Genomic DNA, 16,338 nt, shown 5'->3' on the forward strand with positions numbered 1-16,338 from the left:
CGCAGAAGATGATTTAATACTATACAAATTCTAGGAGGATATAAAATGAAAGTTCCAGTTAAATGGCTTAAAGATTATGTAGATATAGATATTTCACCAAAGGTGCTTGGAGATAAGTTAACCATGTCTGGTTCAAAAGTAGAAGAGGTTATTATATCAGGTGCTGAAATTGAGAAGGTTGTTACAGGGAAAATAATAAAAATAGAAAAACATCCGGATGCTGAGAAATTAGTTATATGTCAAGTAAATATAGGATTAGACGAGCCGACACAAATCGTTACAGCAGCTACTAATATGAAAGAACAGGATATAGTACCAGTAGCACTTCACGGATCAACGTTACATGGAGGACTAAAAATAAAAAAAGGTAAACTCCGTGGAATAGTTTCAAATGGTATGTTCTGCTCTGAGGAAGAACTTGGAATTGCAGTTGATGAACCAGTTGATGGACTAATGATACTTCCAAGCGATACCATCATTGGAAAAGACATAAAAGAAGTATTAAATCTTCAAAGTGTACTAATAGATTTTGAAATAACTTCAAACAGAGCAGATTGCTTAAGTATTCTAGGAATAGCTAGAGAAACGGCTGCAACTTTAGGCACGCAGTATAGAAAACCAGCACTTGATTATAAAGCTACCTGCAAGGATAATGTGGAAGACCTTTATAAGGTTCATATTAATGATGAACTTTGCAGAAGATATATGTTAAAGGGTATAAAAAATGTAAAAATTGAGCCTTCTCCACAATGGATGCAGGAAAGACTTATAGAAGCAGAAATTAGACCTATAAATAATATAGTGGATATCACAAACTTCGTTATGGTAGAGCTTGGTCAACCTATGCATGCATTTGATGCTAGGCAAATTACGACTAATGATATAGTGATAGAAAGAGCGGGTAACGGAGAAAAATTTATTACCTTGGATGAGATAGAAAGAGATTTAGATGAAAGCATTTTAACTATTAAAGATGGAGATAGAACAATAGCAATTGCAGGCATTATGGGAGGCTTAAATTCAGAAATTAAAGAAGACAGCACAAGCATAATATTTGAGAGTGCAAACTTTAATGGGGTTAATATAAGACTCGCTTCTAAGAAATTATCTTTAAGAACCGATGCATCTTCTAAATTTGAAAAAGATTTAGATCCTAATATGGCTGAAATGGCAATGGATAGAGCTTGTCATTTAATAGAAGAATTAGGTGCGGGTGAAATAATGGACGGATGCACTGAGGTATATCCGAGTAAAGTTAAATCTCATACTTTAGAAGTAGATGCAAATTGGATTAATAAATTTTTAGGAACTAATATATCTATGCCCAATATGAAAATATACCTTGATAGATTAGAACTTGCTACAGAAATAACAGGGGATTTTTTAGTTATACATGTGCCTACGTTTAGGTCTGATATTAACATTAGAGAAGACGTCGCAGAGGAAATAGCTAGAATGTATGGTTATGATAACATACCATCTACTATTCCTAATTGTGAAACTTCAAAAAGTGGGAAAAGTGAAAAGCAAAAATTAGAAGATAAAGTAGTGCTTTCTTTAATTGGCAGTGCACTTAATCAATCCATAAGTTATTCTTTTGTAAGTCCTAAAATATTTAATAAAATATTAGTTCCAGAAGATAGTGAGTTAAGAAAAGTAGTTACTATAAAAAATCCTTTAGGAGAAGATTATAGTATAATGAGAACTACAACTATAGCATCTATGATGGAATGTTTATCAAGGAATTATTCAAGGAATAATGAAGAAGCTAGGTTATTCGAAATAGGTAAGGTGTATATACCAAATGAAGATGCAGATAAGCTTCCAGAGGAAAGAAATATATTAACTATAGGAATGTATGGAAATGCTGATTATTTGGATTTAAAAGGTGTAGTGGAAAATGTATTAGATATTTTGGGAATGAAAAATACATCATTTAAAAGAGAAAGTGAAAATCCAACTTATCACCCAGGAAAAACATCAAACCTATATGTAAAGAGAGAATTTATAGGTGTGGTTGGAGAAATTCATCCGAGTGTTTCGGAGAACTATGAAGTGCAGCCAAGATGTTATATAGCAGAATTAAACTTAGATATATTATATAAATATGCTGACTTAAATAAGAAATACAAAGCACTTCCAAAGTTTCCAGCTGTAACAAGGGATATCGCACTTATAGTTGATGAGAGGGTTCTAGTTCAAGACATTGATGATATAATTGTAAAGCAAGGTGGAAATATTTTAGAAAGTGTAAAATTATTTGACGTGTATAAGGGGAAACAAATAGCAGAAGGAAAGAAAAGTATAGCCTATGCTATAGTATATAGACGCTCGGACAAGACATTAACAGATGAAGAAGTAAACAAGGTGCATGAAAAGATATTAAGATCTCTAGAGCATAAATTAGGTGCTGAACTTAGATAATGAAAGTAAACTAAAACTCCCTTAGTAATAAGGGGGTTTTATCATTTCATGCAATCTCAAAAAACAAATGAATATTGTATTAATTGTATGCATAATTTGAAAAAATTGGTTTTATTAAAAGTTATATTGTGGTACAATAAGTTTAACTAATCTGTCTAAGAGGGTGTTTTAGATGAACGTTGTAACAATAAAGATAAACGGTGTTGAATATAATTTAAAAGGTGATGAAAGAGAAGAATATTTACATATGGTAGCTAGTTATGTTGATAAAAAAATAAAAAATATAATGAGTAATAATGAAAAGCTTAGTACTTCCTCAGCAGCAATTTTAACTGCTTTAAATTTAGGTGATGATATGTTTAAAAGTAAGTCACTTTGCAAGGAACTTTTGAGTAAGGGTGAATCTTTAGAAAAACATGATAATGAATTGACTGAGCAGTTAGAAGGTTTAAAAAAACAGTTAAATCATTTGGAAGACTATAATCAAGAATTACTTAACAAGTGTAAAAACACAGAAAAAACTGAATATGTAAAAACATTAGAGCAAGAAAATATAGAGATGCAACAACAATTAGATGTGATGCAAGTGACTAGTAAAAGTTGTATCGAAGAAAATAGAAGAACAAAAACAGAAAATAAAGAAATGAGATTTAAGCTTCAATCTTATAAGTACAAAATAATCGATTCACAAAATAAGTTGATAGAATACCAAATTAGTTTAGCTAAACAAAAGAAAATTAATAATCCACTTTTAGCTTCACATAAAAAATAAAAATTATTTAATTGTCGCCGAAAGGCGATTTTTTTAATGGACGAGAAATATATTTACAAAAGGCTCACAATTTTTTAAATAATTGTGAGTCTATTTTTTATTATAATGACTTTAAGTTGATAAAGTGTAATATTAAAATGCTCATGAAACATATAATTATATTGATAGCGAAATTAAAGACTGTTATATTAACAACAATTATTAAGTTATATCAAATTGTTTATAAAAAAAGGGGGGAAAACAATGAAAAGAAGAATTGCTGGATGTTTAAGTTTAGCAATGTCAATGGCTCTAGTATTATCGGGTTGCGGTAAAAGTGATGTTGGGAGAGCAGCGAAGGATTTAAAAGGATCAGAAGTTATAGCGGCTGTAAATCCAGAAAAAGTGCCACAAACAGCAAAAAACAGAAAAGATACTTTAATTGTTGGATTTACAGCACCAGAAGGAAAATTTAATCCCATATATGAAAGTTCAGTAGATGATGGTTATGTTGCTCAATTAGTTTTTGAAGGGTTATTGACAAATGATGCGAAAGGAAATCCTGTAGAAAAAGTAGCTAAGAAATGGGAGATTTCAAAGGATAGCAAAACCTATACCTTCCATTTAAACAAAGGCATTAAATTTAGCAATGGAGAAGAATTAACTGCAAAGGACGTGGAATTTACTTATACAGCTATTTGTGACCCAAAGTATGATGGACCCAGAACAGACGCTGTAGATAAATTGGTTGGGTATAAGGAATACAATAAAGGTGATGCTAAAACTGTTAAAGGCATAAAGGTTATAGATGACAATACAATTTCATTTACATTAACAGATGTTAAATCACCAGCTCTAAGTTCTGATTTTATTTATGGAATTATGTGCAAGAGTTATTATGCATTTGAAAAAGGTAATATAGATAAATTAAAAAAAACATTCTTAAAACCGATGGGCAGTGGTCCATATATATTTAAAGCATATAAGGCAGGTCAAGAAGCTGACTTTGAGAAAAACCCTAGTTATTGGAAGGGTGAAGCTAAGATTAATAAGTTAATATTAAAAGTTACTAATGCTCAAACCAATATTCAATCACTTTCCGCTGGTGAAGTAGATATTGATAGAATTGCAACTGAACCAGAAAATATCCAAATGCTTAAAAGTGCAGGATTCATAGATATGCAACTTTTTCCGGATAATGGATATGGATATATAGGGTTAAATCTTAAAGATGAAAAATTAAAAGATGAAAGGGTACGGCAAGCACTTACTTATGGTTTAAATAGAAAAGGATTTATAGATGCTAGATATAAAGGATATGCTGATGTTTGTAATGCACCAGTATCACAAGTATCTTGGGCATATACTGATGACATAAATAAATATGAATATAATCCTGAAAAAGCAAATAAATTATTAGAAGCAGCAGGTTGGATTAAAAAGGAAGATGGATTTAGATATAAGGATGGTAAAAAGTTTCAAATCCATTGGATGACTTATCAAGGAAGTAAATACGTAGAATTGTTAATTCCAATAGTAAAGGAGAATTGGAAGGCCATAGGAATAGATGTTATTCCTGAATTAATGGAATTCAAGACTATGTGTACAAAGGTTTTTGATGAACAAAAATTTGATATGTATAATATGTCTTGGACTTTAAGTATTGATCCAGATCCATCAGGATTATTCTCAGAAAAGCAAGCAGAGCTCGGTGGATTCAATCCAGGAAATTGGGTAAATAAAGAAAGTGAAAAATTAATGGCAGATGCTCTTAAGACTACGGATGTAAAAGAAAGAAAGGTATTATATCAAAAGTGGTTAAAACTTTTCACAGAGGAAGCTCCATATGTTTTGTTAGATCAATGTAAAATGATGTGGGCTGTAAGTTCAAGAGTTAAAGGTATAAACATCTCTCCATATGTTAATTTTACTTATCAAATTGCAGATGCAGAATTGATTGAACCTAAAGCTAAATAGGTAAATGATGCTTTAATTATATTTTGCTATGCTTGGGGTTACCAAGCATAGTTTATAAAGGGGGATTGTCATGAGGCAGTATATAACTAGAAGATTACTGCAAATGATACCAGTTTTAATAGGGGTATCTATAGTAATATTTTTAATATTGCAGTTGGCACCAGGTGATGCATTAACAGGTAAAATGGATCCACATTTAACACCAGAAAGAAAGCAAGAATTAAGACATCAAATGGGACTAGATCTACCGGCGTATAAGCAGTATCTTAGATGGGCTGGAGGAGTACTTCATGGGGATTTTGGCGAATCTACTAACTTTAAACAGCCAGTAGGAAAGGTTATGAACACATATATTTGGAATACATTTTACCTAGCTATACTCTCATTAATACTAAGTGTATTAATCTCAATTCCAATCGGAGTGGTTTCTGCAACTAAGCAGTACTCAAAATTTGATGGATTTTTCACCGTGTTTGCCCTGATAGGTATTTCTATGCCCTCATTCTTTTTTGGTATGCTTCTTATAAAAGTTTTTGCTGTAGACCTTAAAATACTTCCGGTTTCTGGAATGAGCACGGCTGGAAGTACAGTAGCAGGCATTTCCTATGGTTTAGATGTAGCTCGTCATATGATACTACCGCTAATTGTACTTACTTTAAGTAGTGTGGCAGGTCTTATGAGATACACAAGATCAAGTATGCTAGAGGTAATAAGGCAGGATTATATAAGAACAGCTAGAGCTAAAGGACTTAAAGAAAAAGTGGTTATATATAAACATGCTCTTAGAAATGGAATGATTCCTGTTATTACTTTACTGGGATTTTGGCTTCCTTTATTATTTTCTGGAGCGTTTATTACAGAAAGCATTTTTGGGTGGCCTGGCATAGGACCTATAGAAATTGCTGCAGTAAGTGGACGTGATTATCCACTGCTCATGGGAATAAATATCTTATTTGCAGTGTTAACTTTGGTTGGGAATTTAATTGCAGATGTTACTTATGCCGTAGTTGATCCGAGAATAAGGCTTAAATAGGAGGTGTTAAAATGCAAGCAGAAGTAAAACCAAAAGTGAAGCAAATTAAAAAAGAAGAAATTTTAAGCCCTTGGAAGATAATAAGAAAACGGTTAAAAAAGAATAAACTAGCTATATTTGGAATGTATATACTGTTGTTTATGGTGATTATGGCATTAATTGGTCCATTAATATCACCTTATAAAATGGAAACTATAGATTTATACAATGTATCATCTTCACCTTCTTTTAAACATCTTTTGGGTACCGATGATGTGGGAAGAGATGTTTTAGTAAGAGTGATGTATGGGGGCAGAATATCTCTGTCAGTAGGAGTGCTCGCTGTATTTGTTGAAGTACTAATTGGAAGTATGTTAGGAGGAATAGCAGGCTTTTATGGTGGAACAGTGGATAGTGTAATAATGAGGATAGTTGATATATTCTTATGCTTTCCAAGTTTGCCACTACTAATAATGCTGGCAGCTGTAATGTCAGATTTAAATGTTGCCCCACAGTATAGGATGTACGTAGTTATGTTTATTATAGGATTACTTGGATGGCCAAGCCTTTGCCGTATTGTTCGAGGACAAATACTATCGCTTAGGGAACAGGAATTTATGCAGGCAGCAGAAGCTTTAGGACTTAAGGATAGAAGGAAAATATTTAGTCATCTACTACCAAATACCTATGCGTCTATTATAGTTTCAGCTACTTTAGGTATAGGTGGTGCAATTCTAACGGAATCAGCATTAAGTTTTCTAGGACTTGGAGTTACTCCCCCTACGCCGTCTTGGGGTCAAATGGTCCAGGCAGTTAATAATGCATATATATTACAATTCAAACCTTGGATTTGGGCGCCTCCTGGCATATGCATTTTCTTAACGGTAATGGGTATAAATTTATTTGGAGATGGACTTCGCGACGCCATCGATCCCAAACTAAAGGTTTAGGGGGTGTATTATGAGTAAAAATTTAGTGGAGATAAAAAATTTGAAAACATATTTTTACACAGAAGATGGAATTGTGAAAGCTGTTGATGATGTTAGTTTTAATATTAGAAAAGGTGAAATAATAGGTGTAGTTGGAGAATCGGGTTGTGGTAAAAGCGTTACGGCAATGTCAATAATGAGATTAATTCCGTCACCACCCGGAAAAATAGTTGGAGGCGAAATTCTGTTTGAAAATAAAAATATTTTAGAACTTAAAGGCGATGAAATAAGAAAAATAAGGGGGAATGACATAGCGGTAATATTTCAAGAGCCTATGACTTCATTAAATCCTATATTCACTATAGGGTATCAAATAGAAGAAGTAATAATGCTCCATCAAAAGTTAAATAAAGTTAAGGCTAGGGAAAAAGCAGTAGATATGTTAAAGCTAGTTGGAGTGCCAAGAGCTGAGGACATAGTGAAGTGTTACCCTCATGAGCTTAGTGGAGGTATGCGCCAAAGGGCAATGATTGCAATGGCTGTGTCTTGTAATCCAAAGCTTTTAATAGCAGATGAGCCAACTACTGCATTAGATGTAACAATTCAAGCGCAAATACTTGATATTATGAAGGATCTAAAGAAAAAGCTTAATACTTCAATAATGCTAATAACTCATGATCTTGGAGTAATTGCTGAAATGGCAGAATATGTAGTAGTAATGTATGCTGGTAAGGTTATTGAAGAAGCACCTGTAATTGAGTTATTTAAAAATCCAATGCATCCATATACTGAAGGCTTAATGAAATCTAAACCTTCACTGGATAAAGATGTAGATAGATTATACTCAATACCCGGACAGGTTCCAAACCCAATTAATATGCCAGAAGAATGTTATTTTTGTGCAAGATGCCCGAAAGCTATGGATATTTGTAGAAAGAAGCAACCACCTACTTATGAGATAAGGCAAGGACATAAGGTAGCCTGCTTTTTATATGAGGAGCAAAACAACTAATAAATATTTTGTACTATGAAGCGATGCAAGGAGGGGAAGTAAGTGCACGATGAAATAGTTAGAGTAGAGAATTTAAAAACATATTTTCCTATTCAGGGTGGAATACTTAAAAAGACTGTAGGTTATGTTAAAGCTGTAGATGGGGTATCTCTATATATAAATAAAGGTGAAACCTTGGGCCTAGTGGGTGAATCAGGATGTGGGAAAACTACAGTTGGTAGAACTATGTTAAGGCTTATAAACAAAACAGAAGGCAATGTTTATTTTAAAAATCAAAATGTATTTGATTTATCGAAAAAAGATTTAAGAAAGATGAGACCTAAAATGCAAATAATTTTTCAAGATCCATATAGTTCTCTTAATCCAAGACTTACTATAGGGCAAATAGTTGGAGAATCGCTAATAGATCATGAGTTATTGCCTAAAAGCGAAATTGCTGGTAGAGTTAAAGAGGTGCTTGAGATTTGTGGGCTTGCACCTTATCACATAAGAAGATACCCACATGAATTTTCAGGTGGGCAAAGGCAGAGAATAGGAATAGCAAGAGCTCTTATATTAAATCCTGAATTTATAGTTGCTGATGAACCTGTATCAGCACTAGATGTGTCCATTCAATCTCAAATAGTTAATTTAATGTGTGATCTTCAAGAAAAAATGGGGTTTTCATATTTATTTATTTCGCATGATTTAAGTGTAGTAAAACATATTAGTCATAGAATAGGGGTTATGTACCTAGGATCTTTGGTGGAATTAGCATCAAAAAATGAATTGTATAATAATCCTCTTCATCCATATACGAAGGCATTGTTATCGGCAGTGCCTCTACCAGATCCAACATTAAAGAGAGAAAGAATTATTCTTAAGGGAGACATACCAAGTCCGGCAAATCCACCCTGTGGCTGTAAATTTCATACCCGATGTCAATATGCTGTGGAAAGATGCAAAAATGAATGTCCACAGTATAAAGATGTAGGCAGTAAACATTTTGTAGCTTGCCACTTGCTGTAAGGTAATGATTGGTAGCATAAAAGGATAGTATATTGAATTTCCAAAGTAAGGGGGGAATATATGAGACAGGAAAGAGAACTAGAAAGAATAAAGGATAGTGATTTGAATTGTGATGAAGGTGTAGGATGGAAGGACATTGTAGCCATTGTTATAGCACAATTTCAGATATTTATGCCAATAGTTATGGGAGCTGCATTAGTCATGAGTTTGTTGTTATTTATTGTAATGAAAGTATGGATCAGAAGTTAATAATAGTCAACTAGTAGTTGTAAAAAAAATGTATATTTGTTTAAGAATACACCCTAGAGATAATGAAAAATTTGTCGAAGATGAATTTGCACTATCACTTGGGTGCTTATTTGGGTATAATTGAAGTGTAGGGACATTTAATCTCATGCCCCTAATGTTAGAACATGAAAAGGATGGTATGTATATGAATTTGTTAACAATAGAAGAAATGAGTAAAAGTTATAGTGAAAAAATACTCATTAATAAAGTGTCATTAGGTATAAGTGATGGCGATAAAATTGGATTAATAGGAGTTAATGGAACAGGAAAATCAACTTTTTTAAAAATAATAGCTGGCTTTGAAGTTCCTGATGGGGGAAGAATTTTAAAGGGAAACAAAGTGAATATAGAATATTTATCTCAAAATCCTAAATTTGACCCAGAAGCTACAGTGCTTGAGCAAATTTTTAAAAGTGAAACTGATGTTATGAAGGTTATAAGAGAATATGAAGTAGCTATGGAGAAAATGGAGGAAAATCCAGAAGATGAATCCGTTCAAAATACTTTAATGAACCTTAACACTAAGATGGACGCATGTAACGGATGGGAAGTTCAAAATGAAGCTAAAATAATACTTACAAAGCTTGGAATAACCGATTTTAAGCAGCGAATAGGCAACCTTTCAGGTGGACAAAGAAAAAGAGTCGCTTTGTGTAGTGCTCTAATTACTCCCTCAGATTTATTAATTTTGGATGAGCCTACAAATCATATGGATAATAAAATAATAGATTGGCTTGAGAAATTTTTAAATAGTAGAAAAGGTGCACTACTTATGATTACTCATGATAGGTATTTTTTAGATAGAATAACAAATAAAATTATTGAGCTTGATAAGGGTAATCTATATAGTTATCAGGGGAATTATAGTGTGTTTTTGGAAAAGAAAGTTGAAAGAATGGCTTTAATGGATACAATAGAGAAAAAAAGAGAGAGTTTATTTAAAAAGGAACTAGCTTGGATAAGACGTGGGGCTAAAGCTAGAAGTACTAAGCAAAAGGCGAGAATTGACCGTTTTGATGAGCTTCGCGATGGAAAAGTTGATGTAACAAACGAAAAGTTAGAATTATCCTCGGCATCTACTAGACTTGGTAAAAAGATTATGAATGTAGAGAACATATATAAAGCATATGGTGATAAAAAATTAATTAGTAATTTTAGTCATACTTTTACTAGGAGAGATAAAGTAGGTATTATAGGACCTAATGGTATGGGGAAATCTACGCTTATGAATATTTTAAGTGGAGTATTAAGCCCAGATTCAGGGGTAATAGATTGGGGAGAAACATTGAAAATTGGCTTTTTCCATCAAGAAAATGGTGAGATGAACGAAAAGCTACGTGCTATAGAGTACATTCGAGAAGGTGCAGAATATATAACTACAGGCGATGGAGAACAGGTTACAGCTTCTCAAATGCTTGAGAGATTCTTATTTGATGGAACTACTAAGCATTCATTTATTTCTAGTTTATCCGGTGGAGAAAAACGAAGACTATATTTATTAAGGATTCTTATGGAAGCTCCAAATGTACTATTTTTAGATGAGCCAACTAATGACTTTGATATTCAAACTCTAGCAGTACTCGAAGATTATTTAGATGGGTTTAGTGGTGTGGTTATAACTGTATCTCATGATAGATACTTTTTAGATAGAGTATCTGACAAAATATTCAGTTTTGAGGGAAATGAAAAGATAATTCAATTTGTAGGTAATTATTCTGAGTATAAAGAATATATAGAAAAAAATCCGAATTTACTAGAAGTAGATAAAGAAGACAAAAAAGATGTAAATGAAGAGGTTGCAAGCAGTAAAGATGAGGCAATTAAAGAAGAGAAGCTTTTGAAAATTACATTTAAAGAGCAGAAAGAATTTGATGAAATCGACGGTAAAATTGAGCAAAAGGAAGCAGAACTTGTGGATATTAATAAAAAAATCAATGATGGAAGTAGTGATTTTGAATATTTGCAGAAACTAGTTAAGCAGCAAAAGAATATTGGAGTTGAAGCTGAACAGCTAATGGTGCGATGGACATATTTAAATGAATTAGTTGAGAAAATAGAGCAGCAGAAAAACAATTAAATCATCACCCACTTATACAAGTGGGTGATTTTGTTTCTGAAATGTTATTGAAAATTTATGAGTGATAAGTTTATTTAATAAAGAAGGTATGGTCTGTGGATAAAAATAGAGATATAAAAATATCTGTGCGTAACTTAGTAGAGTTTGTACTAAGGGCTGGCGATTTAGATATGAGGTTTATGGGGAGTAGCAGAGCTGTAGAGGGAACCAAAGCACATCAAAAAATTCAAAGTGAGAATAAAGAAAAGTATTCGGTATTACTTGGAGAAGAATATCGCGCTGAGGTAAGTTTAAAACACAGTATACTATATAATGGGGCCTCGATTATAATTGAGGGGCGTGCTGATGGTATTCTAATCAAAAATAATAAAGTTACCATAGATGAAATTAAAACAGTTGCTAAAGATATAGAACTTATTAAGGAAGATTATAATAGTCTTCACTGGGCTCAAGCCAAATGTTATGCATATATATATGGGATTCAAAATAATCTTGGGCTTATTAATGTTCAATTAACCTATTATGAAATAGATACGCAAAAAACTAAGCAGTTTGTCAAAGCTTTTTCAATTGAAAAACTACAAGAATTTTTTGATGAAATTATCTCTAGCTATTTTGTATGGGCAAATATTGCTAGTGAGTGGAATAAGGAAAGAGATAGTACTATAAAAGAGTTGTTGTTTCCGTTTGAAAATTATAGGGACGGTCAAAGGGAACTAGCTGTCTGCGTATATAAAACAGTAGTAGAGAAAAAGAAAATGTTTGTGCAAGCCCCCACAGGAATAGGTAAAACTATATCTACTTTGTTTCCGGTGGTTAAAGCTATGGGAGAAGGGCATACCACAAAGATTTTTTACCTAACAGCCAAAACTATAACAAGACGAGTTGCAGAGGATGCCTTTGATAAAATGAAATCAAATGGACTTAAATTTAAGACGATTACACTAACAGCAAAGGATAAAGTATGTCTTAGTAAAGGTAGTGCATGTAATCCGCAGCAATGTAAATTTGCAAAAGGACATTTTGATAGAGTTAATGAAGCGCTACTTGATATTCTGAAAAATGAAAATACATTTAGCAGAGAAATAATTGAGATATACTCAAATAAATATAACGTATGTCCATTTGAGTTTTCATTGGATTTAACTGTGTGGGCTGACAGCGTTATATGCGATTATAATTATGTATTTGATCCTAGGGTTTACTTAAAAAGATTCTTTACTGATAACGGTGGGGAATATACTTTTTTGGTTGATGAGGCTCATAACTTAGTGGATAGAGCTAGAGAAATGTTTTCAGCGCAAATTAGTAAAAAATTGATTATGCAATTGAAAAAAGATATAAAAGGTCTTGACGATCAAATGTGCAAAGTTTTGAATAAGTTAAATGCTCTTATCAACAGCATGAAGAAAATGTGTAATGAAGATGGATATTACAAACAAAATTCTGAACCAGTGGATATATATAACCTCCTTACGAGGCTTACTAAAATATTAGAAAAATGGCTCACGAAAAATGAAAAATCTGAAACATATGATAGTTTTTTAGAATTGTATTTTAACTCTTTGAGTTTTATTCGGGTAGCTGAACTTTATGATGATAAATATATAACCTATGTAGAAAGTGGGTTAGATGACGTAGTATTAAAAATGTTTTGCTTGGATCCATCTAAGCTTTTAAGCGAGGCGTCAAAAAGAGGTCAATCAGTGATATACTTCTCTGCAACGCTACTACCATTAGTATACTTTAAAGAGATTTTGGGTGGAGAAAGTAAGGATTACCATTTAACGCTGAATTCTCCCTTTGACAAAAGTAAGCTTAGGGTAATGGTAGCTAAGGACATTTCTACTAAATATAAATATAGAGAAAATAGTTACCTAAAGATAGTAGAGTACATATATTCTGTAATAAGTGCTAAGAATGGAAATTATATGGTGTTTTTTCCTTCATATAAATATATGGAGGAAGTGTGTAATAGTTTTACGCAAAAGTATCCACATATCAAAGTAAGTATCCAAACCAATTCTATGACTGAAGATGCCAGGGAAGAATTTTTGCAAAACTTTAGTAGTTCGAGTGATGAGAATATTTTAGGTTTTGGAGTTTTAGGTGGTATATTTTCTGAAGGTATTGATTTAAAAGGTGATGCATTAATTGGTGTTATAATCATCGGTGTAGGTCATCCTATGATTTGCTTTGAACGGGAAATTATTAAAGAATACTTTAATAATAAAAGCAATTGTGGCTATGAATATTCTTATATGTACCCAGGTATGAATAAAGTACTACAGGCGGCGGGAAGGGTAATTAGAACAGAGGAAGATAGTGGGATCGCGCTATTAATAGATGATAGATTCCTTAACCAAAGGTATAGACGACTTTTCCCAAAGGAATGGGACAATTATCATATAATAAATAATAGCACTCATGCTAAAAAAGAGATTTGTGAATTTTGGGAATAAGGAATTGTAAAAATAATATTATCTAAGAAAATAAAAAAACTTGAGCATTTGCTCAAGTTTTTTATATACAAATAATTAAAGTCTATTTATAAGATACTGTGGGGGGATAAAAAAGGAAACTAATTTAATAATAACCGCTACAGATACATCTACATAAAATATTTTCCTTTTTATAGTTGGGGGTATTTAATTTTAAAGGGATTATATCAAAATAAGTTTCCTATATATAAACGGTATATTTCGACTTATTTCTTACTCTAAGATTAACATGTATTACACATATAGTCAATGGGATTTTTAAAAGTTTAATATAAACTGATTAAAAATGAAAATAGATAAATATATTCGACAAAATATAATGAAATTTACATTTTCATTTAGTGATTTATCAGTGATGTTATAACATTTTTGTAAAAAATTAATTCTAACTAGTTTTATATTTTACTTATATCGTATTCTCTCTATAGGTTAGTTAGCTATATAGGTTGACGATTTCCTATACTATTAATTAAATAAGTAATAGTAACAGGAGCTTAAAAGGTTTTTGGGGGTATTTTTTACAGAAAATTAATAATAATATAGCATTTATAGTGCTAGAATATAATATAAGAATAACAATGCTGAAAGTGCTAAATTAAAATTATTATATTTAGTTTACTGCTTACACATGTTAAAGTAGATAACAATTAATAATTGTTATTTACTTCAGAAAATGATAGGGGGAATAGTATAAATGTTTGTTAAATCTTCTAGAGAAGTTTATGGCTGGGATAGATTTTCAACAGCAACCTTATTGATAGGAATATTTTTGTTAGTAGCTAGGTATTCATGGATTTTAGGAACAGCACTTATTATATATTCAATTTGGAGATGTAGGTCAACTAATGTACATGGGAGAAATAATGAAAAATTTGTTTTTGAAAATATAGAAAGACATTTTTATCGTAAAATCAATAATTTAAAACAAAATATTAAACTAATTAATATTAAAATTAAAAATTATAGACCTATAGAGAGATTAAAGGAAAAAAAGAAGTATATAATAACTAGCTGTCCTAAATGTGAACAAAAATTAAGATTACCAAGAGGAAAAGGTAAAATTATTATAACTTGCTCAAAGTGCTGTAGCGAGTTTAGGTTGAAGACATAAAAAAAAGATATCCTTTTAAAGGATATCTTTTTTTTATTGTTAGGCTTATATGCCCTATTTTATTTAATAAAAAATTATCTTGAATTATTTACCTGAACCTAACTCAGCAAGACAGTCTTTACAAATATTTTTACCTTTGTAGTTTACAACGTCTCTTGCATTTTGACAGAAAATACAAGCTGGTTCATATTTTTTAAGAATAATTTGATCACCATCTACATAGATTTCTAAAGCGTCCTTGATATCTATATCCAAAGTTCTTCTCAATTCTATAGGAATAACAATTCTTCCAAGTTCGTCCACTTTTCTTACAATACCTGTTGATTTCATTTAATTTCCTCCTCAAACATCTTTCGACTTATTTATAATTAAATTGTAGCAAAAATAACATAAAACGTCAATAGGTTTATGAAAATATTTAAGAAAAATAATAAAAATTAACAAACTTTTACGTATTATGCAAAAAAAATATAATGGTCTGTCATTTTAAACATTATTATAATATCTTATACAATATACATAAAATTTTAATAATTACAATATTCATAATAGATTGTAATTGGTGTAAATCATGATAGTAAATAAAAAAAGGTTAGTACAGTGGGTACTAACCTTTAAAAATGTAACTATCTATAATTAGTGAATTGTAGGGGAATATCAAAATCTTTCGATTTTATTAAAGCCATTACTTGCTGTAGATCGTCAAGGTCCTTACCGGTAACCCTTAGCTGATTATCCATAATTTGAGCTTGAACTTTAATTTTGCTGGATTTAATTTCAGCAATTATTTTTTTCGATTTTTCAGTAGAAATACCTTTTACAATTTTGGCTGTTTGCCTTGCAGAACCTAATGTAGCAGGTTCTTGTTTACCTAGATCTAATGCTTTTCCAGATATACCTCTTTTAATTAACTTACTTACAAGAACGTCTATAACTGATTTTAATTTAAAATCATCATCAGATATTATTTTAATATCTTCTTTTCCTAGGTTAATTTCAGTAATAGTATTTCTAAAATCATACCTTTGTTTAACTTCTTTCAATGCTTGGTTTATTGCATTGTCTACTTCTTGCATATCGACATCTGATACTATGTCAAACGAATGTGCAGTTGCCATAATTAAAAACCTCCTATATATTTTTATGTTAATTAATAGAATCTTATTAATTAATAGTAGATTAATAATTTGAAAATGTCCAGTAGTTAATGAGTAAAAATTATAAAAACTATAAACTTGATAGCGATTT

The 16,338-nt window shown here is 31.5% G+C and carries 13 protein-coding genes; 11 read left to right on the top strand and 2 right to left on the bottom strand.

From position 1 onward, the window contains the following. Positions 1-45 precede the first annotated feature (45 nt). The 11 genes from pheT to KTC94_RS15790 all read left to right on the top strand — a co-directional run bounded on the left by pheT (position 46) and on the right by KTC94_RS15790 (position 15,090). Positions 46-2,424 (top strand): phenylalanine--tRNA ligase subunit beta, encoded by a 2,379-nt coding sequence (gene pheT, locus KTC94_RS15740; RefSeq protein ID WP_220319655.1) that lies wholly within the window; start codon positions 46-48, stop codon positions 2,422-2,424. Between the two features lie 172 nt (positions 2,425-2,596). Next, positions 2,597-3,196 carry a cell division protein ZapA gene (locus KTC94_RS15745; RefSeq protein WP_216303265.1) on the top strand — a complete coding sequence of 200 codons (600 nt, stop codon included), beginning with the start codon at positions 2,597-2,599 and terminating at the stop codon, positions 3,194-3,196. A gap of 243 nt (positions 3,197-3,439) precedes the next feature. Continuing rightward, entirely contained in the window at positions 3,440-5,152 is a 1,713-nt protein-coding gene (locus tag KTC94_RS15750) for an ABC transporter substrate-binding protein (protein WP_220287390.1), read from the top strand. A 70-nt stretch (positions 5,153-5,222) separates the two neighbouring features. Continuing rightward, positions 5,223-6,185, top strand: a complete 963-nt coding sequence (locus KTC94_RS15755; protein WP_220287388.1) for an ABC transporter permease — start codon at positions 5,223-5,225, stop codon at positions 6,183-6,185. 11 nt (positions 6,186-6,196) lie between these two features. Next, positions 6,197-7,114, top strand: a complete 918-nt coding sequence (gene opp4C / locus KTC94_RS15760; RefSeq protein WP_216303262.1) for an oligopeptide ABC transporter permease — start codon at positions 6,197-6,199, stop codon at positions 7,112-7,114. Between the two features lie 10 nt (positions 7,115-7,124). Then, the gene (locus KTC94_RS15765; RefSeq protein ID WP_220287386.1) at positions 7,125-8,105 is read left to right on the top strand and encodes an ABC transporter ATP-binding protein; all 981 of its coding nucleotides are present in this window, start codon (positions 7,125-7,127) and stop codon (positions 8,103-8,105) included. A gap of 42 nt (positions 8,106-8,147) precedes the next feature. Continuing rightward, entirely contained in the window at positions 8,148-9,113 is a 966-nt protein-coding gene (locus KTC94_RS15770; protein WP_220319656.1) for an ABC transporter ATP-binding protein, read from the top strand. 60 nt (positions 9,114-9,173) lie between these two features. Beyond that, a complete protein-coding gene (locus KTC94_RS15775; protein WP_165414639.1) occupies positions 9,174-9,362 on the top strand; it encodes a hypothetical protein in 189 nt (62 codons plus the stop codon). Positions 9,363-9,546: 184 nt separating this feature from the next. Further along, positions 9,547-11,478: an ABC-F family ATP-binding cassette domain-containing protein gene (locus KTC94_RS15780; RefSeq protein ID WP_216303291.1), complete on the top strand. Its 1,932-nt coding sequence runs from the start codon at positions 9,547-9,549 to the stop codon at positions 11,476-11,478. A gap of 170 nt (positions 11,479-11,648) precedes the next feature. Then, positions 11,649-13,940 (top strand): ATP-dependent DNA helicase, encoded by a 2,292-nt coding sequence (locus KTC94_RS15785; RefSeq protein ID WP_220319665.1) that lies wholly within the window; start codon positions 11,649-11,651, stop codon positions 13,938-13,940. 733 nt (positions 13,941-14,673) lie between these two features. After that, positions 14,674-15,090 (top strand): hypothetical protein, encoded by a 417-nt coding sequence (locus tag KTC94_RS15790; protein WP_165414641.1) that lies wholly within the window; start codon positions 14,674-14,676, stop codon positions 15,088-15,090. Positions 15,091-15,174: 84 nt separating this feature from the next. On the opposite strand, the gene KTC94_RS15795 is transcribed toward KTC94_RS15790, so the two are convergent. Together KTC94_RS15795 and KTC94_RS15800 are read right to left on the bottom strand one after the other, a co-directional pair. Beyond that, positions 15,175-15,420 carry an AbrB/MazE/SpoVT family DNA-binding domain-containing protein gene (locus KTC94_RS15795; RefSeq protein WP_071614011.1) on the bottom strand — a complete coding sequence of 82 codons (246 nt, stop codon included), beginning with the start codon at positions 15,418-15,420 and terminating at the stop codon, positions 15,175-15,177. A gap of 296 nt (positions 15,421-15,716) precedes the next feature. Continuing rightward, positions 15,717-16,208 (bottom strand): YajQ family cyclic di-GMP-binding protein, encoded by a 492-nt coding sequence (locus KTC94_RS15800; RefSeq protein ID WP_165414514.1) that lies wholly within the window; start codon positions 16,206-16,208, stop codon positions 15,717-15,719. Between the last annotated feature and the right edge of the window lie 130 nt (positions 16,209-16,338).

This window comes from Clostridium sp. CM028, from assembly GCF_030585565.1.
GTDB lineage: Bacteria > Bacillota > Clostridia > Clostridiales > Clostridiaceae > Clostridium_AD > Clostridium_AD estertheticum_B.